General features: G+C 60.4%; 27 protein-coding genes. 11 read left to right on the top strand and 16 right to left on the bottom strand.

What is annotated here, in order from left to right; translation table 11 throughout:
* The first annotated feature begins 49 nt into the window (after nt 1-49).
* From AB4P90_RS07450 to pdeM, 9 genes are all read left to right on the top strand, one after another.
* A complete protein-coding gene (locus tag AB4P90_RS07450; protein WP_020300977.1) occupies nt 50-1,054 on the top strand; it encodes a ligase-associated DNA damage response exonuclease in 1,005 nt (334 codons plus the stop codon).
* Nucleotides 1,051-2,685, top strand: coding sequence for an ATP-dependent DNA ligase (locus tag AB4P90_RS07445; RefSeq protein ID WP_014717256.1), 1,635 nt, complete (start codon nt 1,051-1,053; stop codon nt 2,683-2,685). The genes AB4P90_RS07450 and AB4P90_RS07445 overlap by 4 nt, the downstream gene beginning before the upstream one ends.
* A gap of 224 nt (nt 2,686-2,909) precedes the next feature.
* Nucleotides 2,910-3,689, top strand: a complete 780-nt coding sequence (locus tag AB4P90_RS07440; protein ID WP_014717255.1) for a transporter substrate-binding domain-containing protein — start codon at nt 2,910-2,912, stop codon at nt 3,687-3,689.
* A gap of 57 nt (nt 3,690-3,746) precedes the next feature.
* The gene (locus tag AB4P90_RS07435) at nt 3,747-4,475 is read left to right on the top strand and encodes an ABC transporter permease (protein WP_014717254.1); all 729 of its coding nucleotides are present in this window, start codon (nt 3,747-3,749) and stop codon (nt 4,473-4,475) included.
* Nucleotides 4,472-5,182, top strand: coding sequence for an ABC transporter permease (locus AB4P90_RS07430; protein WP_003189226.1), 711 nt, complete (start codon nt 4,472-4,474; stop codon nt 5,180-5,182). The genes AB4P90_RS07435 and AB4P90_RS07430 overlap by 4 nt, the downstream gene beginning before the upstream one ends.
* A gap of 9 nt (nt 5,183-5,191) precedes the next feature.
* The gene (locus AB4P90_RS07425; RefSeq protein WP_072434311.1) at nt 5,192-6,310 is read left to right on the top strand and encodes a succinylglutamate desuccinylase/aspartoacylase family protein; all 1,119 of its coding nucleotides are present in this window, start codon (nt 5,192-5,194) and stop codon (nt 6,308-6,310) included.
* A gap of 13 nt (nt 6,311-6,323) precedes the next feature.
* Nucleotides 6,324-7,088 (top strand): ABC transporter ATP-binding protein, encoded by a 765-nt coding sequence (locus tag AB4P90_RS07420; RefSeq protein WP_014717251.1) that lies wholly within the window; start codon nt 6,324-6,326, stop codon nt 7,086-7,088.
* 158 nt (nt 7,089-7,246) lie between these two features.
* A complete protein-coding gene (locus tag AB4P90_RS07415; RefSeq protein ID WP_137270352.1) occupies nt 7,247-9,727 on the top strand; it encodes a ligase-associated DNA damage response DEXH box helicase in 2,481 nt (826 codons plus the stop codon).
* On the top strand, nt 9,727-10,377 hold the full coding sequence (pdeM, locus tag AB4P90_RS07410; RefSeq protein WP_200600425.1) for a ligase-associated DNA damage response endonuclease PdeM: 651 nt from the start codon (nt 9,727-9,729) through the stop codon (nt 10,375-10,377). Before AB4P90_RS07415 ends, pdeM begins: the two co-directional genes overlap by 1 nt.
* A 21-nt stretch (nt 10,378-10,398) precedes the next feature.
* On the opposite strand, the gene AB4P90_RS07405 is transcribed toward pdeM, so the two are convergent.
* Both AB4P90_RS07405 and dcd read right to left on the bottom strand, forming a co-directional pair.
* Nucleotides 10,399-10,596, bottom strand: coding sequence for a hypothetical protein (locus tag AB4P90_RS07405; RefSeq protein ID WP_005785769.1), 198 nt, complete (start codon nt 10,594-10,596; stop codon nt 10,399-10,401).
* A 108-nt stretch (nt 10,597-10,704) separates the two neighbouring features.
* Nucleotides 10,705-11,271, bottom strand: coding sequence for a dCTP deaminase (dcd, locus tag AB4P90_RS07400; RefSeq protein WP_003189215.1), 567 nt, complete (start codon nt 11,269-11,271; stop codon nt 10,705-10,707).
* A 388-nt stretch (nt 11,272-11,659) separates the two neighbouring features.
* Between dcd and AB4P90_RS07395 the strand changes: the two genes are divergently transcribed.
* Nucleotides 11,660-11,869: a cold-shock protein gene (locus AB4P90_RS07395; RefSeq protein WP_002554837.1), complete on the top strand. Its 210-nt coding sequence runs from the start codon at nt 11,660-11,662 to the stop codon at nt 11,867-11,869.
* Between the two features lie 156 nt (nt 11,870-12,025).
* On the opposite strand, the gene rpoS is transcribed toward AB4P90_RS07395, so the two are convergent.
* From rpoS to AB4P90_RS07355, 8 genes are all read right to left on the bottom strand, one after another.
* The gene (gene rpoS / locus AB4P90_RS07390; RefSeq protein ID WP_003189214.1) at nt 12,026-13,033 is read right to left on the bottom strand and encodes an RNA polymerase sigma factor RpoS; all 1,008 of its coding nucleotides are present in this window, start codon (nt 13,031-13,033) and stop codon (nt 12,026-12,028) included.
* A gap of 106 nt (nt 13,034-13,139) precedes the next feature.
* Entirely contained in the window at nt 13,140-13,976 is an 837-nt protein-coding gene (locus AB4P90_RS07385; protein WP_032893170.1) for a peptidoglycan DD-metalloendopeptidase family protein, read from the bottom strand.
* A gap of 209 nt (nt 13,977-14,185) precedes the next feature.
* Nucleotides 14,186-14,821 carry a protein-L-isoaspartate(D-aspartate) O-methyltransferase gene (locus AB4P90_RS07380; RefSeq protein ID WP_169850588.1) on the bottom strand — a complete coding sequence of 212 codons (636 nt, stop codon included), beginning with the start codon at nt 14,819-14,821 and terminating at the stop codon, nt 14,186-14,188.
* A gap of 41 nt (nt 14,822-14,862) precedes the next feature.
* Entirely contained in the window at nt 14,863-15,612 is a 750-nt protein-coding gene (gene surE, locus AB4P90_RS07375) for a 5'/3'-nucleotidase SurE (protein ID WP_014717247.1), read from the bottom strand.
* Nucleotides 15,600-16,658, bottom strand: coding sequence for a tRNA pseudouridine(13) synthase TruD (gene truD, locus AB4P90_RS07370; protein ID WP_032903247.1), 1,059 nt, complete (start codon nt 16,656-16,658; stop codon nt 15,600-15,602). Before truD ends, surE begins: the two co-directional genes overlap by 13 nt.
* A complete protein-coding gene (ispF, locus tag AB4P90_RS07365) occupies nt 16,655-17,128 on the bottom strand; it encodes a 2-C-methyl-D-erythritol 2,4-cyclodiphosphate synthase (protein ID WP_003189207.1) in 474 nt (157 codons plus the stop codon). Before ispF ends, truD begins: the two co-directional genes overlap by 4 nt.
* A 54-nt stretch (nt 17,129-17,182) precedes the next feature.
* The gene (gene fghA, locus AB4P90_RS07360) at nt 17,183-18,028 is read right to left on the bottom strand and encodes an S-formylglutathione hydrolase (protein WP_395605772.1); all 846 of its coding nucleotides are present in this window, start codon (nt 18,026-18,028) and stop codon (nt 17,183-17,185) included.
* A gap of 8 nt (nt 18,029-18,036) precedes the next feature.
* Nucleotides 18,037-19,149, bottom strand: coding sequence for an S-(hydroxymethyl)glutathione dehydrogenase/class III alcohol dehydrogenase (locus AB4P90_RS07355; RefSeq protein WP_014717243.1), 1,113 nt, complete (start codon nt 19,147-19,149; stop codon nt 18,037-18,039).
* Between the two features lie 109 nt (nt 19,150-19,258).
* Here AB4P90_RS07355 and AB4P90_RS07350 point away from each other — a divergent pair, with 109 nt between their 5' ends.
* Nucleotides 19,259-20,155, top strand: a complete 897-nt coding sequence (locus tag AB4P90_RS07350; RefSeq protein ID WP_019817856.1) for a LysR substrate-binding domain-containing protein — start codon at nt 19,259-19,261, stop codon at nt 20,153-20,155.
* Nucleotides 20,156-20,284: 129 nt separating this feature from the next.
* Here AB4P90_RS07350 and ispD read toward each other — a convergent pair whose 3' ends face one another.
* The 6 genes from ispD to tilS all read right to left on the bottom strand — a co-directional run bounded on the left by ispD (nt 20,285) and on the right by tilS (nt 26,961).
* Entirely contained in the window at nt 20,285-20,992 is a 708-nt protein-coding gene (gene ispD / locus AB4P90_RS07345) for a 2-C-methyl-D-erythritol 4-phosphate cytidylyltransferase (RefSeq protein WP_014717241.1), read from the bottom strand.
* Complete coding sequence (ftsB, locus tag AB4P90_RS07340; RefSeq protein ID WP_003189195.1) at nt 20,989-21,267, bottom strand: cell division protein FtsB; 279 nt, start codon at nt 21,265-21,267, stop codon at nt 20,989-20,991. Before ftsB ends, ispD begins: the two co-directional genes overlap by 4 nt.
* 171 nt (nt 21,268-21,438) lie before the next feature.
* Nucleotides 21,439-22,728: a phosphopyruvate hydratase gene (gene eno, locus AB4P90_RS07335; RefSeq protein ID WP_003189193.1), complete on the bottom strand. Its 1,290-nt coding sequence runs from the start codon at nt 22,726-22,728 to the stop codon at nt 21,439-21,441.
* 157 nt (nt 22,729-22,885) lie between these two features.
* Nucleotides 22,886-23,731, bottom strand: coding sequence for a 3-deoxy-8-phosphooctulonate synthase (gene kdsA, locus AB4P90_RS07330; RefSeq protein WP_014717240.1), 846 nt, complete (start codon nt 23,729-23,731; stop codon nt 22,886-22,888).
* A gap of 5 nt (nt 23,732-23,736) precedes the next feature.
* The gene (locus AB4P90_RS07325; protein ID WP_003189189.1) at nt 23,737-25,368 is read right to left on the bottom strand and encodes a CTP synthase; all 1,632 of its coding nucleotides are present in this window, start codon (nt 25,366-25,368) and stop codon (nt 23,737-23,739) included.
* A gap of 273 nt (nt 25,369-25,641) precedes the next feature.
* Nucleotides 25,642-26,961, bottom strand: a complete 1,320-nt coding sequence (gene tilS / locus AB4P90_RS07320; protein ID WP_395605771.1) for a tRNA lysidine(34) synthetase TilS — start codon at nt 26,959-26,961, stop codon at nt 25,642-25,644.
* Nucleotides 26,962-26,999 lie beyond the last annotated feature (38 nt).

Below are 26,999 nucleotides of genomic sequence, written 5' to 3'. Positions count from 1 at the left end.
GCACCCAGCCCCGCCTCATAACTAACAAGCCCACCGCCCCGGCACCCCCATGGATCTTGTCATCGCCCGCCCCGAAGGCCTCTACTGCCCTGCCGGTGATTTTTACATCGACCCCTGGCGCCCAGTAGAACGTGCAGTCATCACCCACGCCCACGGCGATCACGCCCGCACCGGCAATCAACACTACCTGGCCGCCGCCCCCGGCGAAGGTATCCTGCGCTGGCGCCTGGGCCAGGACATCAACCTGCAAACCCTGGCCTACGGCGAACGGTTGGTGCATCACGGCGTGACCTTGAGTTTTCATCCAGCCGGGCATGTTCTGGGCTCGGCCCAGGTGCGCCTGGAATACCAGGGCGAGGTCTGGGTGGCGTCCGGCGACTATAAGGTCGAGCCCGATGGCACCTGCGCACCCTTCGAACCGGTGCGCTGCCACACCTTTATCACCGAATCCACATTCGGGCTGCCGATTTACCGCTGGCAGCCTCAGGCGCAGATTTTTACCGGGATCAATGACTGGTGGAAGGCCAATATCGCCAGCGGCAAAGCCAGCGTGTTGTTCTGTTATTCCTTCGGCAAGGCCCAACGCATTCTCCATGGGCTGGACGCCAGCATCGGCCCGATCCTCAGCCACGGCGCGGTCGAGCCGTTGAACCGGGTGTACCGCGAAGCGGGCATCTACATCCCCGAGACCCTGTATGCCGGCGACTTCAAAAAGACCGACCCACTGCTGCGCCAAGCCCTGATCATCGCCCCGCCCTCCGCCGGAGGCAGTACCTGGATGCGCCGCTTTGGCGACTACAGCGACGCCTTCGCCAGCGGCTGGATGCGCTTGCGTGGTACCAGACGGCGACGCGGTGTGGACCGTGGCTTCGTGCTCTCGGACCACGCCGATTGGCCCGGCTTGTTGTGGGCCATCGAACAAACCGGCGCACAACGGGTAATGGTCACCCATGGTTCGGTCGGTGTGTTGGTGCGTCACCTGCGGGAAAAGGGCTTGGATGCCCAAGGCTTCAGCACCGAATACGGCGATGACGAAGAAGAGGCTACTGCATGAAAGCCTTCGCCGAGCTGTACGCCAACCTCGACGCCACCACTTCCAGCAATGCCAAGCTTGCGGCTCTGCAAGCCTACTTCCTGCAGGCGCCGCCAGCCGATGCGGCCTGGGCGGTGTACTTTCTCAGCGGCGGGAGGCCACGGCAACTGGTGCCGACGCGCCTGCTACGGGACATGGCCACCGAAGCGGCCGGCATCGAACCCTGGCTGTTCGAAGAGAGCTACCAGTCCGTAGGTGACCTGGCCGAGACGATCTCACTGCTCCTGCCAGAATCCACCTACACATCCGAAGACGGCCTGGCCGTGTGGCTGGAAGAAAAACTGCTGCCCCTGCGCGGTCTGCCACCCTTGGACCTTGCAGACCGGCTGCCGGCGCTGTGGGCGCAACTGGACCAACCGAGCCTGATGGTGTGCATCAAGTTGATCACCGGCAGCTTTCGGGTGGGCGTATCCAAACTGCTGGTGACCCGCGCCCTCGCTGCCATGGCCGACCTCGACAGCAAGCGCGTGGCGCAGCGGTTGGTGGGCTACACCGATTTGTCGAACCGTCCCACAGCCGAAGGCTACCTCAAGCTGATTGCCGCCGAATCATCCGACGAGCACGCGCAACGTGGCGGGCAACCCTATCCGTTTTTTCTGGCTCACGGGCTGGCGCAACCGGTGGAGCAATTCGACACCCTGCTCGGTTCACCCGCCGATTGGCAGGTGGAATGGAAGTTTGATGGCATTCGCGCACAACTGGTCAAGCGCGAGGGCCGCCTGTGGGTCTGGTCTCGCGGGGAAGAGTTGCTGACTGAACGTTTCCCTGAACTCCACAGCCTGGTCAGTGGCCTGCCCGATGGTACGGTGATTGATGGCGAAATCGTGGTGTGGAAAGACTCGGTGCAACCCTTCGCGCTGCTGCAACAGCGCATTGGCCGTAAAACCTTGAGTAAAAAAGTTCTTGAGGATGCGCCAGTGGCGGTGCTCGCGTACGACCTGCTGGAGTATCAGGGCGACGACTGGCGCAACCACACCCAAGCCGAACGCCGTACCCAATTGGAACAGGTCATCGCTGCGTGCAACCAACCGGTGTTATTGCCCTCGCCCTTGCTGGAAGGCAAGACCTGGGCAGCCTTGGCCGAGCAGCGCGACGCCTCTCGCAGCCTGGGCGTGGAAGGCATGATGCTCAAGGATCGCAACGGCCTCTACGGCGTGGGCCGCACCAAGGACATGGGCCTGTGGTGGAAGTGGAAGGTCGACCCCTTCAGCGTCGACGCCGTGTTGATCTACGCCCAGCGCGGCCATGGCCGGCGCGCCAGCCTCTACAGCGACTACACCTTCGCGGTATGGGACGGCCCGCCAGGCAGCGAGCGCACTCTGGTGCCGTTCGCCAAGGCGTATTCCGGGCTGACCGACGAGGAAATGCGCAAGGTCGACGCCATTGTGCGCAAAACCACAGTGGAGAAGTTCGGCCCGGTCAGCAGCGTGACGCCGAGCATGGTGTTTGAGCTGGGTTTTGAAGGGATTGCTCTGTCCAAGCGGCACAAGAGCGGAATTGCGGTGCGGTTTCCGCGGATGCTGCGCTGGCGCCAGGACAAGGCGGTGGAGGAAGCGGACAACCTGGCCACGCTACAAGACCTGTTGGCCTGATCCACCTCCCACCTTCTTGATAAATGAAAGATCCAGAATGGTGCACTGGAAATTCCATGCCCATTTTTGGGCACCGCCTACACTTGGAACTGCCTTACCCCACCGTTTAAAAAGCCCATCCGGAACTATGGTGCAGAAATTGCTACTTGTGGTGGGTCTGACACCGTTCAGTAACAGTCCTAATCGCGCCACAAGCGCTTATCTTGGTTTCCAGGGATTACCTAATGAAAAAAGCATTGCTGACCCTTTCTGCACTGGCTCTGTGCATGGCTGCTGGTGTTGCTACAGCCAAGGAATACAAGGAATTGCGTTTTGGTGTCGACCCTTCCTACGCACCGTTCGAATCCAAGGCCGCCGACGGCAGCCTGGTGGGCTTCGATATCGACCTGGGCAATGCGATCTGCGCAGAGCTGAAGGTCAAGTGCAAGTGGGTCGAAAGTGACTTCGACGGCATGATCCCGGGCCTGAAAGCCAATAAATTCGATGGCGTGATTTCGTCGATGACCGTGACTCCAGTGCGCGAGAAGGCCATCGACTTCTCCTCCGAGCTGTTCTCCGGCCCGACTTCGCTGGTGTTCAAGAAAGGCGCTGGCTATTCGACGCCAGAATCTCTCAAGGGCAAATCCGTGGGTTATGAGCAAGGCACCATCCAGGAAGCCTACGCCAAGGCCGTACTGGATAAAGCCGGGGTGACCACCAAGGCTTACGCCAACCAGGACCAGGTGTACGCCGACCTGACCTCCGGGCGCCTCGACGCTTCCGTGCAGGACATGCTGCAAGCCGAACTGGGCTTTCTCAAGTCGCCCGCCGGTGCTGGCTATGAAGTGAGCGCCGCTATCGACGACCCGCTGCTGCCGTCGAAAACCGCCATCGGTATCAAAAAAGGTAACACTGAACTCAAGGCGCTTTTGGATAAAGGTATCAAAGCGTTACACGATGATGGCACCTACGCCACTATCCAGAAGAAACACTTTGGCGATCTGAACCTGTACAGCGGCAAATAATGCCTGGGGCGCCCTGCTTCGGGTGGGGCGCTTTTTTATCGCCATAGGTCCTGATTTATGTTCGAAGATCTGTTGCAAACCCTCGGGCTGAGCGCATTCAGCCTGAAGGGTTTCGGCCCGCTGTTGCTGCAAGGCACCTGGATGACCATCAAGTTGTCGGTGCTGTCCCTGGCCGTCAGCGTAGTGCTGGGCCTGCTCGGCGCCAGCGCCAAATTGTCCAGCCTGGCCATTGTGCGTATCCCCGCCCAGCTCTACACCACCCTGATTCGCGGGGTACCGGACCTGGTGCTGATGCTGTTGATTTTCTACAGCCTGCAAACCTGGCTCAGTGGCTTTACCGACTTTATGGAATGGGAATACATCGAGATCGACCCGTTCAGCGCCGGGGTGATCACCCTGGGCTTTATCTACGGTGCGTATTTCACCGAAACCTTTCGCGGTGCGATCCTCGCCGTGCCCCGTGGCCAACTCGAAGCCGCCACCGCTTACGGGCTCAAGCGCGGACAGCGGTTTCGCTATGTGACCTTCCCGCAGATGATGCGCTTTGCGCTGCCGGGCATCGGCAATAACTGGATGGTGATGCTCAAGGCCACCGCACTGGTGTCGATCATCGGCCTGGCAGACTTGGTAAAAGCCGCCCAGGACGCTGGCAAGAGCACCTATCAATTGTTTTATTTCCTGGTGCTGGCGGCGCTGATCTACCTGTTGATCACCAGCGCGTCCAACTTTGTCTTGCGCCGACTTGAACGTCGCTACTCCGCAGGCGCCCGGGAGGCCGTGCGATGATCGAGCTATTGCAGGAATACTGGCGCCCCTTTCTTTATAGCGACGGCCAGCACATCACCGGTCTGGCCATGACCTTGTGGCTGCTCAGCGCCTCACTGGTCATCGGCTTTCTGGTGTCGATCCCGCTGTCCATCGCCCGCGTTTCGCGCAAGCGCCTGGTGCGTTGGCCCGTGCAGTTCTACACCTACCTGTTTCGTGGCACGCCGCTCTATATCCAACTGCTGATCTGCTACACCGGCATCTACAGCCTTGCCGCCGTACGAGCACAACCGGTGCTGGATGCGTTCTTTCGCGATGCGATGAACTGCACCCTCCTCGCCTTCGCCCTCAACACCTGCGCCTACACCACCGAGATTTTCGCCGGGGCGATCCGCAGCATGGCCCACGGCGAAGTCGAGGCGGCCAAGGCTTATGGCCTAAGCGGCTGGAAGCTGTACGCCTACGTGATCATGCCTTCTGCGTTGCGACGCTCGTTGCCCTACTACAGCAACGAGGTGATCCTGATGCTGCACTCGACCACCGTGGCCTTTACCGCGACGATCCCGGATATCCTCAAAGTGGCCCGGGATGCCAACTCCGCCACCTTCATGACCTTCCAGTCATTTGGCATTGCCGCACTGATCTATCTGACGGTGACCTTTGCCCTGGTCGGCCTGTTTCGCCTGGCGGAACGCCGTTGGCTGGCCTTTCTCGGGCCGAGCCACTAAGGAGTTTGCATGCACCATCAGCTACATGACTTGATCGCGCCGGTGCCCGGCACGGCGCGGCAGATCCACAGTTTTCACTTCGGCCCGCAGCAGCCCGAAGGCAAGGTGTACATCCAGTCCTCCCTGCATGCCGATGAATTGCCGGGCATGCTGGTGGCCTGGCATCTGAAGGCGCGCCTGGCAGAACTTGAAACGGCCGGGCGCTTGCGTAGCGAAATCGTGCTGGTGCCCGTCGCCAACCCGGTGGGCCTGGAACAGGTATTGATGGATATCCCCTTGGGCCGCTACGAACTGGAAAGCGGGCAGAACTTCAATCGCCTGTTCGTCGATCTCAGCGAAGACGTCGGTAACCAGGTCGAAGACCTGCTGGGCGATGATCCCCAGCGCAATGCCCAATTGATCCGCAGCGCACTGTCCCACGCCCTGGCCGCGCACACCGCCCAGACCCAGTTGCACTCCCAACGCCTGGTGCTGCAACGCCTGGCCTGTGATGCCGACGTGGTGCTGGACCTGCATTGCGACTTCGAAGCCGTGACGCACCTGTACACCACGCCCGAAGCCTGGCCACAGGTAGAGCCGTTGGCGCGCTACCTGGGTTCGCAGGCCAACCTGTTGGCCACCGATTCCGGCGGGCAGTCTTTTGATGAGTGTTTCACCCTGGTGTGGTGGCAGTTGCAGCAACGCTTCGGCGAACGCTACCCGATCCCCATGGGCAGCTTGTCGGTGACCGTCGAGCTGCGTGGCCAGGGCGATGTCAACCACGGCCTCGCCGCGCTGGACTGCCAGGCCATCATTGATTATTTGATCCACTTCGGCGCCATTCGCGACAATGCAGCCCCCTTGCCTGCCCTGGCCTACCCGGCTACGCCGTTGGCGGCGGTGGAGCCGGTGACCACGGCGGTGGGTGGCTTGCTGGTATTCAACGCCCTGCCAGGCCAATACCTGGAGGCCGGGCAATGGGTCGCCGACATCATCGACCCCATTACAGACCGCGTAACGCCTGTGCACTGCCAGCACGCCGGGCTGCTTTACGCCCGTTCGCTACGCCGCATGGCCACGGCCGGCATGGTGATCTGCCATGTCGCCGGCACACAGGCCTACCGCAGCGGTTATCTACTTTCGCCTTGAGGATGCATGCCCCATGTACAAACTGACCGTTGAAGGCCTGCACAAAAGCTATGGCGACAATCAAGTGCTCAAAGGTGTGTCGCTCAAGGCCAAGACCGGTGATGTGATCAGCCTGATCGGCGCCAGTGGCTCCGGCAAGAGTACCTTCCTGCGCTGTATCAACTTTTTGGAAACCCCCAACGATGGCGCCATGACCCTGGACGGCCAAGCGATCCGCATGGTCAGCGATCGCCAGGGCATGAGGGTGGCTGACGACGCCGAGCTGCAACGCTTGCGCACACGGCTGGCGATGGTGTTCCAGCACTTCAACTTGTGGAGCCACATGAGCGTGCTGGAAAACATCACCATGGCCCCCCGCCGCGTGCTGGGTTGCAGCAAGAAGGACGCCGAAGACCGTGCCCGCCGCTACCTGGACAAAGTCGGGCTGCCGGCGCGGGTGGCTGATCAATACCCGGCATTCCTCTCCGGCGGCCAGCAGCAGCGTGTCGCCATCGCCCGCGCCCTGGCCATGGAGCCGGAGGTGATGCTGTTCGATGAACCCACGTCGGCGCTGGACCCGGAGTTGGTGGGCGAAGTGTTAAAGGTGATCCAGGGCCTGGCCGAGGAAGGCCGCACCATGATCATGGTGACCCACGAGATGAGCTTTGCGCGCAAGGTTTCAAGCCAGGTGCTGTTCCTGCACCAGGGTCTGGTGGAGGAGCAGGGCTTGCCGGAGGATGTGCTGGGCAATCCGAAAAGCGAACGCCTGCAGCAGTTTCTGAGTGGCAATTTGAAGTAGGCGCGAGCTTGCTCGCCAAAATCGTCAACGATAACGCGGGCCTCCAGATTAAACGCGGCGCCTGGGCTTTGTTCGCGGGCAAGCCCGCGCCTACAGTTGGAACGTCAGCACTGCTTGAAGGGTCTTTGAACTAACCCCTCCAGAGCGTCCGCTGCCGCATGGCAAAAACCCACGACTTCGCCAAGCAATGGTTTGCCACCCAAGGCTGGAAGCCATTCGCCTTTCAGAAAGAGGTATGGGCCGCGGTCAAGGCCGGCCAGTCGGGGTTACTGCATGCCAGCACCGGGGCGGGTAAAACCTATGCCTTGTGGTTTGCCGCACTCAACCGTTTCGCCATTACCCGCCCGCCCGCTACAAGCAAGCGCAAACCGCCTGCCCAGCCGCTGACCGTCCTGTGGATCACGCCGATGCGCGCCCTGGCCGCCGACTCCGCACGCGCCCTGCAAGCACCGCTGGAGGCCCTGCAGATTCCCTGGAGCGTGGGCCTGCGCACCGGCGATACCAGCAGCAGCGAACGCGCACGCCAGACCCGCCGCCAGCCCACCGCCCTGGTCACCACCCCGGAAAGCCTGACCCTGATGCTGGCCCGTGCCGACAGTGAAACCAGCCTGGCGCACCTGCGCATGGTCATCGTGGATGAATGGCACGAACTGATCGGCAATAAGCGTGGCGTGCAGTTGCAACTGGCACTGGCACGCTTGCGGCGCTGGCATCCTGAGTTGATGGTGTGGGGTATTTCCGCGACGCTGGGTAATCAGGCCCACGCCTTGGAGGTACTGGCCCCACAGGGCGGCGGCATCAATGTACAGGGGCAAACGGCCAAGGCACTGAAGGTCGACACCTTGCTGCCGCCCGTCACCGAGCGCTTTCCCTGGGCCGGGCATATCGGCTTGAAGATGTTGCCGCAAGTGGTCGCCGAGGTAGAGGCCAGCAGCAGTTGCCTGGTGTTTACCAACACCCGCGCGCAATCCGAGATCTGGTACCAGGCGATTCTGGGCGCTCGTCCGGACTGGGCCGGCTTGATTGCCCTGCACCACGGTTCGTTATCGCGAGAGACCCGGGACTGGGTGGAGCGAGCGTTGAAGGATGGACAGCTCAAGGCAGTGGTGTGCACTTCCAGCCTCGACCTGGGCGTTGACTTCCTGCCGGTGGAACGGGTGCTGCAAATCGGCTCCGCCAAGGGCGTAGCGCGGCTGATGCAACGCGCCGGGCGCTCCGGCCACGCACCAGGGCGGCCCTCACGGGTAACGCTGGTGCCCACCCACAGCCTGGAGCTGGTGGAAGCCGCAGCCGCCCAGGATGCGATCGCCCAACGGCGCATCGAAGCGCGGGAATCACCGTACAAGCCGCTGGATGTGCTGGTCCAACACTTGGTCAGCATGGCCTTGGGTGGCGGGTTTACTCCGGCGGCACTGTTGGACGAAGTGCGCGGCGCCTGGGCCTATCGCGACCTCTCCGAAGCGGACTGGGCCTGGGCCCTGGGGTTTGTGCGCCATGGTGGCCTGTCACTCACCGCTTATCCGGATTACCGCCGGGTGGAGCCCGATGAGCACGGCATCTGGCGCGTTCCGGATGCCCGCCTGGCACGCCGCCACCGCATGAGCGTGGGCACCATCGTCAGTGACGCCAGCATCCAGCTCAAGTTCTGGAGCAAAGGCGGCGGCGGCAAGAACCTGGGCAGTGTCGAGGAAGGCTTTATTGCAAGGCTCAAGCCGGGGGATGGATTTTTGTTCGCGGGGCGGTTGCTGGAATTGGTGCGCGTGGAAAACATGACCGCTTACGTACGCCGCAGCAACGCGAAAAAAGCCGCCGTGCCACGCTGGAATGGCGGGCGCATGCCCCTTTCCAACGAACTGGCCCAGGCGGTGGTCGAGCGTTTTGATGCCGCCGCGCATGGGCACTTCGACGGCCCAGAGATGAAGGCGGTGCAACCGTTGCTGCATACCCAATTGCGCTGGTCCGGGCTGCCGACCCGCGAGCATCTGCTGGCTGAAACCCTGCGGTCGCGAGAGGGCTGGCACCTGTTTCTGTACCCATTCGCTGGCCGCCAGGTACACCTGGGCCTAGCCAGTTTGCTGGCATGGCGGGTCAGCCAGCAGCAGCCGCTGACCTTTTCGATTGCGGTGAATGATTATGGCCTGGAGCTGTTGAGCGCCACCGAGGTGCAGTGGCCCCAGTTGTTGAATACAAGGTTGCTGAGCCCCCAAGGCCTGCTGGCGGATGTGGTCGCCAGCCTCAATGCCGGCGAACTGGCCCTGCGCCGCTTTCGCGAGATTGCGCGAATCGCCGGGCTGGTATTTGCCGGGTATCCCGGCGCGCCAAAAAGCACGCGACAAGTGCAGGCTTCCAGTGGTTTGTTCTTTGAAGTGTTCAAGCAATATGACCCACAAAATCTGCTGCTGGCCCAGGCAGGGGAAGAAGTTCTGCGGGACGAGCTGGATATTCGCCGGCTGGAACAGACGCTGAATCATCTGTCGACGCTGAAGCTGGACCTGCACAGGATCCAGCGGCCCACGCCCCTGGCCTTTCCGCTGCTGGTAGAACGGATGCGCGAAAGCATGAGCTCGGAAAAACTCTCGGAGCGCATCGCGCGGATGGTCAAGGACCTGGAAAAAGTCGCCGACAAAGGGCAAGGCTGATGCATTACCCACTGACACTGGAAGGTGAAGAGCTATGGCTATTGCCGCAGAAAGCTGTGTACTGGCCCGCGCGTAAATGTTTGCTGATCGCCGACGCGCATTTTGGCAAGGCGTCGGCCTATCGCAGCCTGGGGCAGCCGGTGCCACAGGGCACGACTACGGCCAACCTGGAAGGCCTGGACAGGCTGTTATCGGCCCTACCCTGCGAACAGTTGATCTTTCTCGGCGATTTCCTGCACGGCCCCGGCTCTCACGCCAGCGCCACCCTGAACGCAATCCGGGCCTGGCGTGAGCGCAATCGCACACTGGCCTTGATCTTGATTCGCGGCAATCACGACAAACGTGCCGGCGACCCACCACTGGACTTGGGCATCGACGTGGTCGCGGAGCCTCTGCTGATGGGCCCTTTCGCCTTGCGACATGAGCCCGACGCCCATGCCAGCCATCATGTACTGGCGGGGCATGTGCATCCTGTGTACCACCTGCGCGGTAAAGGGCGCCAACGGCTACGCCTGCCGTGCTTCCAAGTCGGCGGGCGGGTAAGCCTGCTGCCAGCCTTTGGCGCGTTTACAGGGGGCTATGCCGTGGAGCAGGCCCCAGACCGCCGAATCTATGTGATCGGCGATCACCAGGTCTGGCCGATTCAATGATCGATAAGGCCTGCTCAGGGATCAGGCAACGGGCGCGGGTGGCGGCTCGTCCGGTAAGGTCGGCTCACCCGGTTCGGTAGGCTGTGGGTAATCAGGTTCGGGTTGACCAGGGATGCCCCCCGCGTGCGCGGGGTTGGCCATCAAGGACCAGGCCAGAACACCAATCTGGTTGGGTTCAAGCCGGGCGAGTTCTGCGCTGATTCGCGGGTCGATCTTCATAAGGTACTCCTCAAGTATGGCCCGGCGCGTTTCACACGCGCCGAAGCAGTACACCTAGATAGAGTCACTTTCTGCAGACAAATTCCCTTTACCCGTAGGCGCTTTCGATCAAGCGCGTGGGAGAGTGACGCCGCGTTGGCCCTGATACTTGCCCGCACGGTCCTTGTAAGACACTTCACAAGCCTCATCGGACTGCAGGAACAGCATCTGTGCCACGCCTTCGTTGGCGTAGATTTTCGCCGGCAAGGTGGTAGTGTTGGAGAATTCCAGGGTCACGTGGCCTTCCCACTCCGGCTCGAGCGGTGTGACGTTGACGATAATGCCGCAGCGGGCATAGGTGCTTTTACCCAGGCAGATGGTCAACACGTCGCGCGGAATACGGAAGAATTCCACGGTGCGCGCCAGGGCGAAAGAGTTGGGCGGGATGATGCACACGTCGCTCTTGACGTCGACGAAGCTCTTTTCGTCGAAGTTCTTTGGATCGACGATCGCCGAATTGATGTTGGTGAACACCTTGAATTCATCGGCGCAACGCACGTCGTAGCCATAGCTGGAAACACCGTACGAAATCACGCGCTCGTCGCCTTCGCCACGAATCTGACGTTCGACGAACGGCTCGATCATGCCGTGTTCCTGCGCCATGCGGCGAATCCACTTGTCCGATTTGATGCTCATGGCGGTGTCCTGAATAGCGAGGCGAAAAAAATCTGTGAGCCATCTTACCGGGGCCGGCGTTGGGGTTCAAAGGCCGTACGGGTTTTCTTGATCAATGCACGGCTGGTTATAAGCCATAGCGAGCGTGGCCGGGACCCGGACGGCAGGCGCCAATGACTGTAAATACCACCGCCAGTCACGAAAATAGAGAAACCTTCGGAAATACCATTGGCACGTTCCGGAAAAAGGGTTAAGGTGGCGCCACTGTGCTGCTTGTGTCACTGAGAATCTCTACACGATATGTTGAATTTCGATCCAACCATCTCCAAGAATTTTTCCTGCTCTTTGCACTCAGTCTCGGCCAGGGCTTTTCCTGAGTCGCAGTTAACTTTGTCCAAGGAGATACACCATGTCTAATCGCCAAACTGGTACCGTTAAGTGGTTCAACGATGAAAAAGGCTTCGGCTTCATCACTCCACAATCCGGTGACGACCTGTTCGTTCACTTCAAAGCTATCCAATCCGACGGCTTCAAAAGCCTGAAAGAAGGCCAACAGGTTTCTTTCATCGCTACCCGCGGTCAGAAAGGCATGCAAGCTGAAGAAGTACAAGTTATCTAACTTGTACTGACTTAGTCGAAAAAACCCCGCCCTTAAAAGCGGGGTTTTTTTATGCCTGATCGTTCCCGCGCTCTGCGTGGGAACGATCAGGGCACAGCAAAACGCCCGATGCATTCACATGCATCGGGCGTTTTGTCATCGCTGCCCTACCAATCGTTATTGGAACAACGACTCACTCGACAAGCCATTCTTCTCCAGGATCTCGCGCAAGCGCTTGAGGCCCTCTACCTGGATCTGCCGCACCCGCTCACGGGTCAGACCAATCTCCAGACCTACATCCTCCAGGGTGCTGCTCTCATGACCGCGCAGGCCGAAGCGGCGAATCACCACTTCACGCTGCTTGTCCGTGAGCTCTGAGAGCCACTGGTCAATACTTTGGGAAAGATCATCGTCCTGCAACAGCTCGCAAGGGTCCGTCGGACGATCATCGGTCAGGGTGTCCAGCAGGGTCTTATCCGAGTCCGGCCCCAGCGAGACATCGACCGAAGAGACACGCTCGTTAAGGCCGAGCATGCGCTTGACCTCCCCTACCGGTTTTTCCAGCAGGTTGGCGATCTCTTCAGGCGAAGGTTCATGATCGAGTTTTTGCGTCAGCTCACGCGCCGCCCGCAGGTAGACGTTGAGCTCCTTGACCACATGGATCGGCAACCGGATCGTGCGGGTCTGATTCATGATCGCCCGTTCGATGGTCTGGCGAATCCACCAGGTGGCATAGGTGGAGAAACGGAAGCCCCGCTCAGGGTCGAATTTTTCCACAGCCCGGATCAAGCCCAGGTTGCCCTCCTCGATCAGGTCCAACAGGGACAGCCCACGATTGACGTAGCGTCGGGCGATTTTCACCACCAGGCGCAGGTTGCTTTCAATCATGCGCTTACGCCCAGCCGGATCGCCCTTTTGCGACAGACGCGCAAAATGGACTTCTTCTTCGGGGGTCAACAGAGGGGAAAAGCCGATTTCATTGAGGTACAGCTGGGTCGCGTCGAGCGCCCGCGTATAGTCAACGTACTTGTGCTGCTTCAACGCGGCAGCATTCTTGGATTTGGTGCGAACTGAAGGTGGTGATACCCCTTCATTATCTGACATCGTTTCCAAATCGATACCGGCCTCCATAAGGAGAACCTCATCGTCGATGTCAAACTCCGGCACTTCTTTACTGAGAGCCATTGTTATAGTCCTTTGGTGAGTTCGACCTCAAGCTCAAGCGACGCCTCTATCCTTGGCAACGCTGGAGCCTGTTCCTTCTACGTGAGGGAACAGGCTGTGCAACACATCAACGACGGGGCAGGAATTGCAGCGGATCTACAGGCTTCCCTTGGCGGCGAATCTCAAAGTGCAGTTTCACCCGGTCTGTGCCCGTTGACCCCATTTCGGCAATCGTCTGTCCGACCTTGACCTGCTGCCCCTCCCGAACCAACAACCTGCGGTTATGACCGTAGGCACTGACGTAGGTATCGCTGTGTTTGATGATGACCAGCTCGCCGTAGCCCCGCAAACCACTCCCGGCGTACACCACTGTCCCATCAGACGCAGCTAAAACAGGCTGTCCCAAATCCCCGGCGATATCAATGCCTTTATTCAAACTACCGTTTGAAGAGAATTTTCCAATCAACACTCCGTTTGAAGGCCATCCCCAACCGGTCGGCGCAGGCCCGGCGGGTGGCAACGGCGCGGGTGCCGGCTTGCTCGCAACCGTAGGCGCGGCGCTGCCTGCAGGCCGGGTAATGATGGTGGTCTTGCTCGAGGACGATGGCGAAGATCCCGACTTTGTCACAACTGCCGTAGGTGCAGAACCTGAGCGACCATCGAAACGAATGGTCTGCCCCGGATGGATCGTATACGGCACAGGAATGTTGTTACGGGCGGCCAGCGCCTTGTAGTCCCAGCCATAACGAAAGGCAATCGAGAACAGGGTGTCGCCTTTGCGCACCACGTATTGGCCAGTGGTGACCGTAGGTCTCTGGGGGGTTGCGTTGGTACGGTCAACGACCCGCGCACCGCCGGATGGCGTGCTCGAGCAGGCTGCCAATAAGGAACTCAAGACAAGGCCAAGCACCAGTCGCTGAAAGCTTGTTTTACTCATTCGCTGCGCAGGACCTGTGAGACTCACCCGCCGCTCCCTTTGTGGTGGCTGAACGTTAACGCCTGTATCAGGCTTGAAATATGACGCAAGTATAACTGGGCATTGGCTTTTTACTGGCACCTGACTGAAAGGAAAAATTCACCATGTTTAATCGTGGCTGCCAGGCATGTTGATTCAATAGACCCCGCCGTAAGACACATCCCCGCTTACAGAATTCACTGCCCGCGAATAAATGATCAGGCCAGCGGGCCGTTGAGCAAGGGGACGAAACGCACGGCACCGAGTACATGCCGGGAAAAACCTTCGTCCTCACGGATAATAAGCATCAACTGTTGCACTTCGCCGGAGCCCACCGGGATGACCAGCCGCCCGCCAGGTGCCAATTGATCCAGCAAGGCTTGCGGCACATCGGTGGCCACGGCGGTGACGATGATACCGTTGTAGGGCGCCAGCGCCGGCCAGCCCTCCCAGCCATCGCCCCAGCGGAATACCACGTTGCGCAGGTTCAGCTCCACCAGACGCTCTTTGGCCCGGTCCTGTAGCACCTTGATGCGCTCGACCGAAAACACCCGCTCTACCAATTGCGACAGCACGGCCGTCTGATAGCCAGAGCCGGTACCAATCTCCAGCACCTTGTCCAACGGCCCCGCCGCCAGCAATAGCTCGCTCATACGCGCAACCATATAGGGCTGAGAGATGGTCTGGTTGTGGCCGATGGGCAACGCTGTGTCTTCATAGGCGCGATGTGCCAGCGCCTCATCGACAAACAGGTGCCGCGGCGTGCGTCGGATTACTTCCAGCACCTGTGCGTTGGACAAGCCTTCTTCATACAGACGCTGGATCAACCGCTCCCGGGTGCGCTGGGAGGTCATCCCGATGCCGCGGCGCAACAAGTCGTCTTGTTCACGAGCCATCAACGCAGTCCCTCCAGCCAGCCATCAAGGCCACTGAAGGCATCACTGAAGGTGCGATCAAACAGCAACGGGGTAACGGAGACATAGCCTTGCATCACCGCATGAAAGTCCGTGCCCTCGCCGCCATCTTCGGCGTCACCGGCCGCGGCGATCCAGTATCCTTCCTTGCCGCGTGGGTCGACCACCTTCAAGGGCGCCGCAGCACGGGCGCGATGGCCCAGGCGCGTGAGTTGGATACCGCGAATATGGTCGAGGGGCAAGTTGGGGATATTGACGTTGAGCACCGTACGCGGCGGCAGGTCCAGGGAGCCATGGGCCTCCACCAGCTTGCGCGCGTAATACGCCGCCGTCGCCAGATTATCCAATTGCCGCGAGGCAAAGGAAAAGGCAAAGCCGGTGCGGCCCAGGAAGCGCCCTTCAAGGGCGGCCGCCACGGTACCGGAATACAGCACGTCATCACCCAGGTTGGCGCCCAGGTTGATCCCCGAGACCACCAGGTCTGGCTGGTGCTCCAGCAGACTGTTGATCGCCAGGTGCACGCAGTCGGTGGGGGTGCCGTTAACGCTGATAAAGCCATTGGCCAGGACCCGCGGGTGCAGCGGACGGTCGAGCGTCAGCGAACTGCTGGCGCCGCTCTTGTCCTGGTCGGGGGCAACCACCACGCACTCGGCGTAATCCTGCAGCGCAGCATGGAGCGCGGCAAGACCGGGTGCGGTGGCACCGTCATCGTTTGATATCAGAATACGCATGGGCTGTCCGTCTGCCCCACCGGCACCAGATCAACAAGCTCGCGCACCAAGACAGTGGCGAAGCATCCGGCCGGCAGGACGAATTCCAATTGCAGAATGTCAGGCCCGGGATAATGCCACGTCAACCCGCCAATGGGCAGTCGCAGAATGCGACGTTCCTGGCTCATTCCCGCCTTCACCAGCCAATCACGTAGGTCAGCTTCGCCAGCGGCGACAGATTGTTCCAGCTCGTATGTAAGACCTTTCGCCGGTGAATCGCCCTCGCCCCACTGCGGGCCGGTGGGATGCAGGTCCAGAATCGCCAGGCGCGGGTCACTGCACTCAGCTTCCCCGGCCGGAAAAAAACTGCGACTGTCGGTAAACGCCAGCAGATCGCCAACTTGGGCTCGCTGCCATGAACCGTCGGCGACACGAGCCGCCAACACTTGGTTGAACAGGTAACTGCGAGCGGTGGACAGCAAGCGCGAGCGCACGTTGCGCTGCTCGGGCAGGGCCTTGCGGGCGGCCCACTCGCGAGCATCCACCACGTTGCCGCCGTTGTGGCCAAAACGCTGGGAGCCGAAATAATTGGGGATGCCGTGCCGGGCAATCAACTGCAGACGTGCGTCGATGGCAGCGGTGTCGCCGACCAGTTGGGTCAGGCGCAAGGTGAAGCCGTTGGCCGAATGAGCCCCACGCTGCAACTTGCGTTTGTGACGGGCGGTTTTCAGGATCTTGAGGGTGTCGTTTTCTGCGCCGCTCATGTCCGGGTCGGCCTTGCCGGGCAATTGCACGCTGAACCACTGGCGGGTCAGGGCCTGACGGTCCTTGAGCCCGGCATAGCTGACGGTGCGCAATGGCACCCCAGCAGCCTTGGCGATACGCCGTGCCGCTTCCTCAGTGTTCAAGCCGCGCTTTTCCACCCACAGCCACAGGTGCTCGCCGTCGCCGGTCAGCGGGATGTCCAGCACCTCATCAACCTGGAAGTCTTCGGCTGTGGCCTTGAGTACCGCGCTGCCCAGGGCCTCGCCATAGGCCCTCGGGCCCAGCAGTTGCAGGTCGTTCATGCGCGCAGCAACAAGGCGACGGAGTGCACCGCGATGCCCTCTTCACGACCGGTAAACCCGAGCTTTTCGGTGGTGGTGGCTTTCACGTTGACTTGATCCAATTCAATTTGCAGGTCTGCGGCGATCGCTGTGCGCATCGCTTCGATATGGGGGGCCATTTTCGGCGCCTGGGCGACGATGGTGTTATCGACGTTGCCAACCTTCCAGCCCTTGGCATGGATCAGGCCGACCACATGGCGCAGCAACACACGGCTGTCCGCGCCCTTGAAGGTGGGATCGGTGTCCGGGAAGTGCTTGCCGATATCGCCCAATGCAGCCGCGCCGAGCAAGGCATCGCTCAAGGCGTGCAAGACCACGTCGCCGTCAGAATGAGCCAGCAACCCATGGTGGTGTGCAATACGCACGCCGCCCAGGGTGATGAAATCGCCTTCAGCGAAACGGTGCACATCGTAGCCGTGGCCAATACGCATAAAAAAACGCCCCGATTTAATTCAGGGCGTGATTCTACCTACTTTTGCCTCAGATTAACCGAGCAAAGCACGACCATGATGCCGCAAATGGTCTTCGATGAAGCTGGCGATGAAGAAGTAGCTGTGGTCGTAGCCAGGCTGCAGGCGCAGTTCCAGCGGATGGTTGGCTGCCTTGGCTGCTTGCAGCAGGGCTTCGGGCTTGAGCTGAACGGCGAGGAAATCGTCGCGATCGCCCTGGTCCACTAACAGCGGCAACTTTTCCGAGGCTTCGCTGATCAGCACGCAGGCATCCCATTCACGCCACTTCGAGCGCTCTTCCCCCAAATAACGGGAAAAGGCCTTCTGGCCCCACGGACAGTCCATCGGATTGTTGATCGGCGAAAATGCCGACACCGACAGGTAACGTCCAGGGTTGCGCAGCGCACAGACCAGCGCACCGTGACCGCCCATGGAGTGGCCGCTGATGCCGCGTTTATCCGACGCAGGGAAATGCACCTCCACCAGTGCCGGCAATTCCTGCACCACGTAGTCATGCATCCGATAGTGCTTGGCCCAGGGTTCCTGGGTGGCATTGAGGTAGAAGCCGGCGCCGAGGCCGAAGTCCCAGGCATTGTCCGGGTCGCCCGGCACGCCGGGGCCACGGGGGCTGGTGTCCGGCGCGACGATAATCAAGCCCAACTCGGCGGCCATGCGCTGGGCGCCGGCCTTCTGCATGAAGTTTTCGTCAGTACAGGTCAAACCGGACAGCCAATACAACACCGGCAGCTTGCCGCCCTGCTCCGCTTGCGGAGGCAGGTAGACGGCAAAGGTCATGTCGCAACCGAGCGCATCGGAATGATGCTTGTAGCGTTTATGCCAGCCGCCGAAGCTCTTCTGGCATGACAGGTTTTCCAGACTCATGGCCGACCTCAGAAGTGAATGACGGTACGAATGCTCTTGCCTTCATGCATCAGGTCAAACGCTTTGTTGATATCTTCCAGGCCCATGGTGTGGGTGATGAAGGTATCCAGCGGAATTTCACCGGACTGAGCCATTTCCACGTAGCTTGGCAATTCGGTACGACCGCGCACGCCACCAAACGCCGAACCACGCCAGACGCGACCGGTGACCAGCTGGAATGGGCGAGTGGCAATTTCCTGGCCAGCACCGGCCACGCCGATGATCACTGACTCGCCCCAGCCTTTGTGGCAGCACTCAAGGGCCGCACGCATCAGTTGCACATTGCCGATGCACTCGAAAGAGAAGTCCACGCCGCCGTCAGTCAGGTCGACAATCACGTCCTGGATTGGGCGGTCGTAGTCTTTCGGGTTGATGCAATCGGTGGCACCCAGTTGCTTGGCGATTTCGAACTTGGCCGGGTTGATATCAATAGCAATGATGCGACCGGCCTTGGCCTTGACTGCACCGATAATCGCCGACAGGCCAATACCGCCCAGGCCGAAGACGGCCACGGTGTCGCCCGGCTTGACCTTGGCGGTGTTGATCACCGCACCGATGCCGGTGGTGACACCACAACCGAGCAGGCAGACTTTTTCCAACGGCGCTTCTTTAGGAATCTTGGCCACGGAAATTTCCGGCAGCACGGTGTACTCGGAGAACGTCGAGGTGCCCATATAGTGGAAAATCGGCTGGCCCTTGTAGGAGAAACGCGTGGTGCCATCCGGCATCAAGCCCTTGCCCTGCGTGGCGCGAATGGCCTGGCACAGGTTGGTCTTGCCACTCAGACAGAACTTGCACTTGCCGCATTCCGGGGTATACAGCGGGATCACGTGATCGCCCACAGCCACCGAAGTTACGCCCTCGCCGATGGCTTCCACCACTGCGCCGCCTTCATGGCCGAGGATCGACGGGAAGATGCCTTCCGGGTCAGCCCCCGACAAGGTGTAGGCGTCGGTGTGGCACACGCCGGACGCGACCACCCGCAGCAGCACCTCGCCAGCCTTGGGCATGGCGACATCCACTTCAACAATCTCAAGGGGCTTCTTGGCCTCGAAGGCTACGGCGGCACGGGACTTGATCATCCGGGTTTCTCCATCGGGTTAAAAACTGAGACGGTGAGTGTAAATCATCACCTATTGATGAATAATTCGGACTAAAGCAAAACATTATTGCTGTACAGGGACAATCACCATGCTGGAGAACCGCTGGGAAGGCATTGACGAGTTTGTCGCGGTGGCCGAATGCAGCCAGTTCACGGCGGCGGCCGAACGGTTGGGGGTGTCTTCATCCCATGTCAGCCGGCAAGTGGCGCGCCTTGAAGAACGCCTGCAAACCCGATTGCTGTACCGCAGTACGCGCAAGGTGACTTTGACCGAAGCCGGTCAGACCTTCCTGCAGCACTGCCAACGCCTGCAGGACGGTCGCGAGGAAGCGTTGCGGGCGGTGGGCGACCTGACCAGCGAACCCAAGGGCATGTTGCGCATGACCTGCGCCGTGGCCTATGGCGAACGCTTTATCGTGCCGCTGGTGACACGATTCATGGCGCACTATCCGCAACTGCGCGTGGACATCGAGTTGACCAACCGCTCGCTGGACCTGGTGCATGAAGGCCTCGACCTGGCCATCCGCCTGGGACGCCTGCAAGACTCGCGCATGGTTGCCAGCCGCCTGGCACCTCGACGCATGTACCTATGCGCGTCGCCCTCCTACCTCGAACGGTACGGTCGGCCACACAGTTTGTCGGAGTTGAGCCGGCATAACTGCCTGATTGGCAGCTCGGATATCTGGCAAATGGCCCAGGATGGGCGGGAATTTTCCCAGCGCGTGCAAGGCAATTGGCGCTGCAACAGCGGGCAAGCGGTGCTGGATGCGGCGTTACAAGGCATGGGCTTGTGCCAGTTGCCGGATTACTACGTGCTGGAGCATCTGCACAGCGGGGCGTTGGTGTCGTTGCTGGAGGCTCATCAACCGCCAAATACTGCGGTGTGGGCGTTGTATCCGCAGCAGCGGCATTTGTCGCCGAAGGTGAGGAAGCTGGTGGACTTTTTGAAGGTGGGGTTGGCGCAGAGGCCGGAGTACAAGCATTGAATTGAGGTGGTCTGCACCGGCCTCATCGCGGGCAAGCCCGGCTCCCACAGTTGGACGTGTTGTTTGATGTGGCAGCGATCAAATGTGGGAGCTGGCTTGCCTGCGATGAAGCAGACCCGGTCTGACAGGTTACCGCCGGTTAGCCCAGCGCAACTTCAACCACTCCAGGTCTTCCGGCCGAGTCACCTTGATATTGTCCGAACGCCCTTCGATCAGGCGCGGCGCCTGCCCGGACCATTCCATGGCCGACGCTTCATCGGTGATCACCGCATCGGCCACCAGGCTGTCGGCCAAGGCGCGATGCAAGGCGCCCAGGCGGAACATCTGCGGCGTGTAAGCCTGCCAGATCAGGCTGCGATCAACGGTATCCACCACACGGCCATGCTTGTCGACACGCTTGAGGGTGTCGCGCGCCGGCACCGCCAGCAGGCCACCTACCGGATCGTCAGCCAGTTCCGCCAACAATTTGTCGAGGTCATCACGGCTCAGGTTAGGCCGCGCAGCGTCGTGCACCAACACCCAGTCGTCATCACTGGCGCCCAGGGCGTTGAGTTGCAGCAGCGCATTGAGCACCGAGCCGGAACGTTCCGAGCCCCCGTCGGCACGCTGGATACGCGGGTCAGTGGCGCATGCCAAGGTGGGCCAATAAGGATCGTCAATTGCAAGACTGACCACCAGGCCCTTGAGGCGTGGGTGGTCGAGAAAACAGCCGAGGCTGTGTTCGAGAATAGTGCGCCCGCCCAGTTGCAGGTACTGCTTGGGACGGTCTGCGGCCATACGGGCACCGACGCCCGCGGCAGGAATCACGGCCCAGAAGGCCGGTAAATCGTGGCTCATTGGGCCAACTGGTAGAGGGTCTCGCCCTCCTTGACCATGCCCAACTCATGACGAGCCCGCTCTTCAACGGTCTCCGTGCCTTTTTTCAGCTCAAGCACTTCAGCGTCCAGGACACGGTTGCGCTCCAGCAGGCGTTCGTTTTCGGCACGCTGGTCGGCAATTTGCTGGGTCAGCTCTTCCACCTGCGCAAAGCTGCCATTACCGACCCATAGGCGGTACTGCAGGCCAGCCAGCAACAAGAGTAAGACGAGGAACAACCAATTGGGACTGCGCATCGAAATCCGGGTATCCAGTGAAAAAAGACAGTCATGCAAACCTTTTGCAGCAACTGATAGCACAAAGCCTGGAAAAACCAGGCTTGCGCTTGTCAGTCAGCAGATTAGCGCCGAAATTCACACTGACGTGAGATTTCTGACGCAATCCGCCGACTTTTTACCATTTACTGCTTAGCCGCGAAACTCGCCGCGACCGTTGTACTTGGCTTTACCTGCCAACTGCTCTTCGATGCGCAGCAATTGGTTGTACTTGGACACGCGATCGGAACGGCACAGGGAACCGGTCTTGATCTGGCCCGCCGAAGTACCCACGGCCAGGTCGGCAATGGTGGAATCTTCGGTTTCGCCGGAGCGATGGGAGATCACGGCGGTGTAGCCCGCGGCCTTGGCCATCTGGATGGCTTCCAGGGTTTCGGTCAGGGTGCCGATCTGGTTGAACTTGATCAGGATCGAGTTGGCGATCTTCTTGTCGATGCCTTCTTTCAGGATCTTGGTGTTGGTCACGAACAGGTCGTCACCCACCAGCTGGATTTTTTCGCCGATCTTGTCGGTGAGGATTTTCCAGCCATCCCAGTCGGACTCGTCCAGGCCGTCTTCGATCGAGATGATCGGGTAGCGCTGGGTCAGGCCTTTGAGGTATTCAGCGAAGCCTTCGGAGTTGAACACCTGGCCTTCGCCGGACAGGTTGTACTTGCCGTCTTCATAGAATTCGCTGGCGGCGCAGTCCAGGGCCAGGGTCACGTCGGTGCCCAGCTTGTAGCCAGCGTTGGCCACGGCTTCGGAGATGACTTTCAGTGCGTCTTCGTTGGAGGCCAGGTTCGGCGCGAAACCGCCTTCGTCACCCACGGCAGTGCTCAGGCCACGAGCCTTCAGTACAGCCTTGAGGTGATGGAAAATCTCGGTACCCATGCGCAGGCCTTCGGAGAAGGACTTGGCGCCAACCGGCTGTACCATGAATTCCTGGATGTCGACGTTGTTATCTGCGTGCTCGCCACCGTTGATGATGTTCATCATCGGCACCGGCATCGAGTAGACGCCCGGGGTGCCATTCAGATTGGCAATGTGTGCGTACAACGGCAGGTCCTGGTCCTGCGCAGCCGCCTTGGCAGCTGCCAGGGACACCGCGAGAATGGCGTTGGCGCCGAGGCTGCCTTTGTTTTCAGTGCCGTCGAGCTTGATCATCGCGTGGTCCAGGGCTTTCTGGTCCAGCGGGTCCTTGCCCAGCAACAGGTCACGAATCGGACCGTTGATGTTGGCTACAGCCTTGAGTACACCCTTGCCCAGGTAACGGCTCTTGTCGCCATCACGCAGTTCCAGCGCTTCGCGCGAACCGGTGGAAGCACCGGACGGCGCGCAGGCGCTGCCGATGATGCCGTTATCGAGAAGCACGTCGGCTTCGACGGTGGGGTTGCCACGGGAGTCGAGAACTTCACGACCTTTGATGTCGACGATTTTTGCCATTGTTGTAAACACTCCAAAGTTGACGAAAACGACGCAGCTGAAGGAAATCTTTTGACCGACCGCAAGGGTGGAACAACGGGGCAGGCTTGCAGACGACAAGGCTCAGGCCCGGGGGCCTGAGCGTAAAGCGTGGGAAATTCTACCGGAGAAATGCCAGTTACGCGGTCTCTACCGTCGGAAAACTCTTGACCAGCTCGTCCAACTGCTTGAGTTGGGCCAGGAATGGCTCCAGCTTGTCCAGGCGCAGGGCGCATGGGCCATCACATTTGGCGTTGTCCGGGTCCGGGTGAGCTTCAAGGAACAGGCCCGCCAGGGACTGGCTCATGCCCGCCTTGGCCAGGTCCGTCACCTGGGCACGTCGCCCGCCAGCGGAGTCCGAACGACCACCGGGCATTTGCAGCGCGTGGGTCACGTCGAAGAACACGGGGTATTCGAACTGTTTCATGATGCCGAAACCGAGCATGTCCACCACGAGGTTGTTGTAGCCGAAGCTCGAACCCCGCTCGCAGAGGATCAACTGGTCGTTACCCGCTTCCACGCATTTGCTCAGGATGTGTTTCATCTCCTGAGGAGCGAGGAATTGGGCTTTCTTAATGTTGATCACAGCGCCGGTCTTGGCCATGGCGACCACGAGGTCGGTCTGGCGCGACAGGAAGGCCGGCAACTGGATGATGTCGCACACCTCGGCGACCACGGCAGCCTGATCAGGCTCGTGGACGTCGGTGATGATCGGCACGCCGAAGGCTTGCTTGATGTCCTGGAAGATCCGCATGCCTTCTTCAAGGCCCGGGCCGCGATAGGAGGTCACGGACGAACGGTTGGCCTTGTCGAAGCTGGCCTTGAAGACGTAAGGGATACCCAGTTTCTGGGTGACCCGCACGTACTCCTCACACACCTGCATCGCCATGTCACGGCTTTCCAGCACGTTCATGCCGCCGAACAGCACCATGGGCTTGTCGTTGGCAATCTCGATGTCGCCTACGCGAATGATCTTCTGGGCCATCAGGTTTACGCCTTCTTCTGATGTTGCGTCAGTGCTGCTTTGACGAAACCACTGAACAACGGGTGACCGTCGCGCGGCGTCGAGGTGAACTCCGGGTGGAACTGACACGCCACGAACCACGGATGATCCGGTGCCTCGACCACTTCAACCAGCTTGCCATCACCGGAGCGGCCGGAGATTTTCAGGCCAGCTTCTTTGATCTGCGGCAGCAGGTTATTGTTCACTTCATAGCGGTGGCGGTGACGCTCGACGATCACGTCCTTGCCGTAGCAGTCGTGTACCAGCGAGCCAGCTTCCAGCAGGCAATCCTGTGCACCCAGGCGCATGGTGCCGCCCAGGTCGGACGTTTCGGTACGGGTTTCAACGGCGCCAGTGGCGTCTTCCCACTCGGTGATCAGACCCACGACCGGATGGCCGCTGCTGTGATCGAACTCGGTGGAGTTGGCGTCTTTCCAGCCCAGCACGTTACGAGCGAACTCGATAACGGCCACTTGCATGCCCAGGCAGATACCCAGGTACGGCACCTTGTTTTCACGGGCGTACTGCACGGCAGTGATCTTGCCTTCCACACCACGCAGGCCGAAACCGCCGGGAACGAGGATCGCGTCAACACCTTCGAGCAGCGCGGTGCCCTGGTTCTCGATGTCTTCGGAGTCAATGTAGCGCAGGTTGACCTTGGTACGGTTGCTGATACCGGCGTGGCTCATGGCTTCGATCAGCGACTTGTACGCGTCCAGCAGTTCCATGTATTTGCCGACCATGGCGATGGTGACTTCATGCTCTGGGTTGAGCTTGGCGTCGACAACCGCTTCCCACTCGGACAGGTCTGCACCGCCGCACTGCAAGCCGAAACGCTCGACCACAAAATCATCCAGGCCTTGCGAATGCAGGATGCCCGGGATCTTGTAGATGGTGTCGGCGTCTTCCAGGGCAATCACCGCACGTTCTTCAACGTTGGTGAACTGCGCAATCTTGCGGCGCGAGGAAATGTCGATCGGGTGATCGGAGCGGCATACCAGCACATCCGGCTGCAGGCCGATGGAACGCAGTTCCTTGACCGAGTGCTGGGTAGGCTTGGTTTTGGTTTCGCCGGCAGTGGCGATGTACGGCACCAATGTCAGGTGCATCAGCATCGCGCGCTTGGCGCCAACTTCGAAACGCAACTGGCGGATGGCTTCGAGGAACGGTTGGGACTCGATGTCACCCACGGTGCCACCGATCTCGACCATCGCCACGTCGGCATCGCCTGCACCCTTGATGATGCGGCGCTTGATTTCGTCGGTGATGTGCGGGATCACCTGGATGGTTGCACCCAGGTAATCACCACGGCGCTCTTTGCGCAGCACGTGCTCGTAGACACGGCCGGTGGTGAAGTTGTTGTTCTGGGTCATGGTCGTGCGGATGAACCGCTCGTAGTGGCCCAGGTCCAGGTCGGTCTCGGCGCCGTCGTGGGTGACGAACACTTCACCGTGCTGGAACGGGCTCATGGTGCCCGGGTCAACGTTGATGTACGGGTCCAGCTTGAGCATGGTGACCTTAAGTCCCCGCGCCTCCAGGATGGCCGCCAATGAAGCGGAGGCAATGCCTTTCCCCAATGAAGAAACAACACCGCCCGTGACGAATATGTAGCGCGTCATGAAAAACCCTAGAAGTCTGCGTTAAAGCGGTCCGAGCCGCCGGGGAAAGCGAAGGAAGGCCGAAGCCCCCGATCACCTGCATTAATCACAGTGCACCTTTCAAAAAAACCGCCGCGTTGTGACAGACCAGCAATGAAACACCGGTACGTTGATCGCTACACATTTTTTGGAATCGCCCAGCAAAGACTGCTTGGTAATCGGCAACGACTGCGATTCAGGCGAATCCACAGAAGTTGTATCAAGAAGGGAGCGTAGTCTACCGGAAAGGCGCTATCAGCTCAAACCTTGATCGCAGGTCTGTGGCAACCAATCCAATTGCACCTCACCCATCGACCGGGCCCATGCCCCCGCAACGCTTGGCACAGCCAGCAATTGCTCGCCCCGATAGACCAGCGGCAATCTGCCACGGACGAAGCCCGGCATGCCGCTTTCATTCAGCAGACGCTTGAGATCGCGCCGGCCTCGGCCCGGTACGTCGATGATTTCGCCACCCTGGCGATAACGCACCTGCAGCGGGCCTTCGGGAGCCTTGCCGATAAATCTCAGTTGGCCATTACCCGATAACTCTAGTGGATTTTGCGGATTGGGCCAGCTCACCGATGCGTCGGAAAACTCCGACCATGTTGTGGGCAACCACCAGATGCGTTCACCGCTACGCTGCATTTGGCCGTCGGCCAGGCGCCACAGAGGCTGTGCGTCACGCTTGGCATCGCGCAGGGCATGCCAACCGGCCCAGTGATCGCTGTCGGGTAAACGGGTCAGTGGCATGAGCCAATGCCGCAGGGCGTTACGCTGGCGGGCATCGGACAATTCACGCAATGGTTCAAGCGCCAGGGACTGCAGAGGCAACCAGGGAAACGCAGAAGGCTGATCGGCGCGCTGCAGGTCCATCAGCGCCAATTCGTCGAGCAGCCCCTGAGCCTCAGCCATGTGTTCAGCCGTGCGAGCCAGGTGGGTGATGGCCTGGGGCCAGCGCTCCGTCACGGCAGGGAGTACACGGTGACGCAAGTAATTGCGGGAAAACCGGGAATCAACGTTGGAGGGATCTTCGATCCACTGCAACTGATGCTGATGGGCGTAGGCTTCCAGCTCGCTACGGGTGCACGCCAGCAACGGCCGCACCAAGCGGCCTTGGGCCAACGGGCGATGCTCAGGCATAGCCGCCAACCCTCGCACACCGGCGCCACGCAGCAGGCGAAACAGCAGGGTTTCGGCTTGATCGTCGCGATGCTGGCCAGTGAAAAGCACCTCCCCTGCCCCCATGATTTGCATGAACGCTTGGTAGCGCGCATCGCGCGCCGCACGTTCAATGCTCGCGCCGGGCCTCACCTGCACGCGCATGACGCGCAAGGGTACGCCCAGGCTGTCGCAGACCGATTGGCAATGAGCAGGCCACGCCTCGGCAGCAGCTTGCAGGCCATGGTGGACATGGACGGCGCTGACAGGAGGCAGATTTTCGATGTTGGCCAGTGAGACCAGGAGGTGCAGCAGGACGGTGGAGTCGAGACCGCCGGAGAACGCGATATGCCAGGCCGGGGCGTTGCGCCAGGGGGCCAGGGTGTGCAGGAGTGTGGCCGGCAGGGTTGGTTTCATCACACGTCACCGCCGCAAAGCTTGAATACGTTCGTCAG

Source organism: Pseudomonas sp. B16120, from assembly GCF_044218845.1.
GTDB lineage: Bacteria > Pseudomonadota > Gammaproteobacteria > Pseudomonadales > Pseudomonadaceae > Aquipseudomonas > Aquipseudomonas paracarnis.
This window is presented reverse-complemented; position numbering and strand designations above follow the sequence as displayed.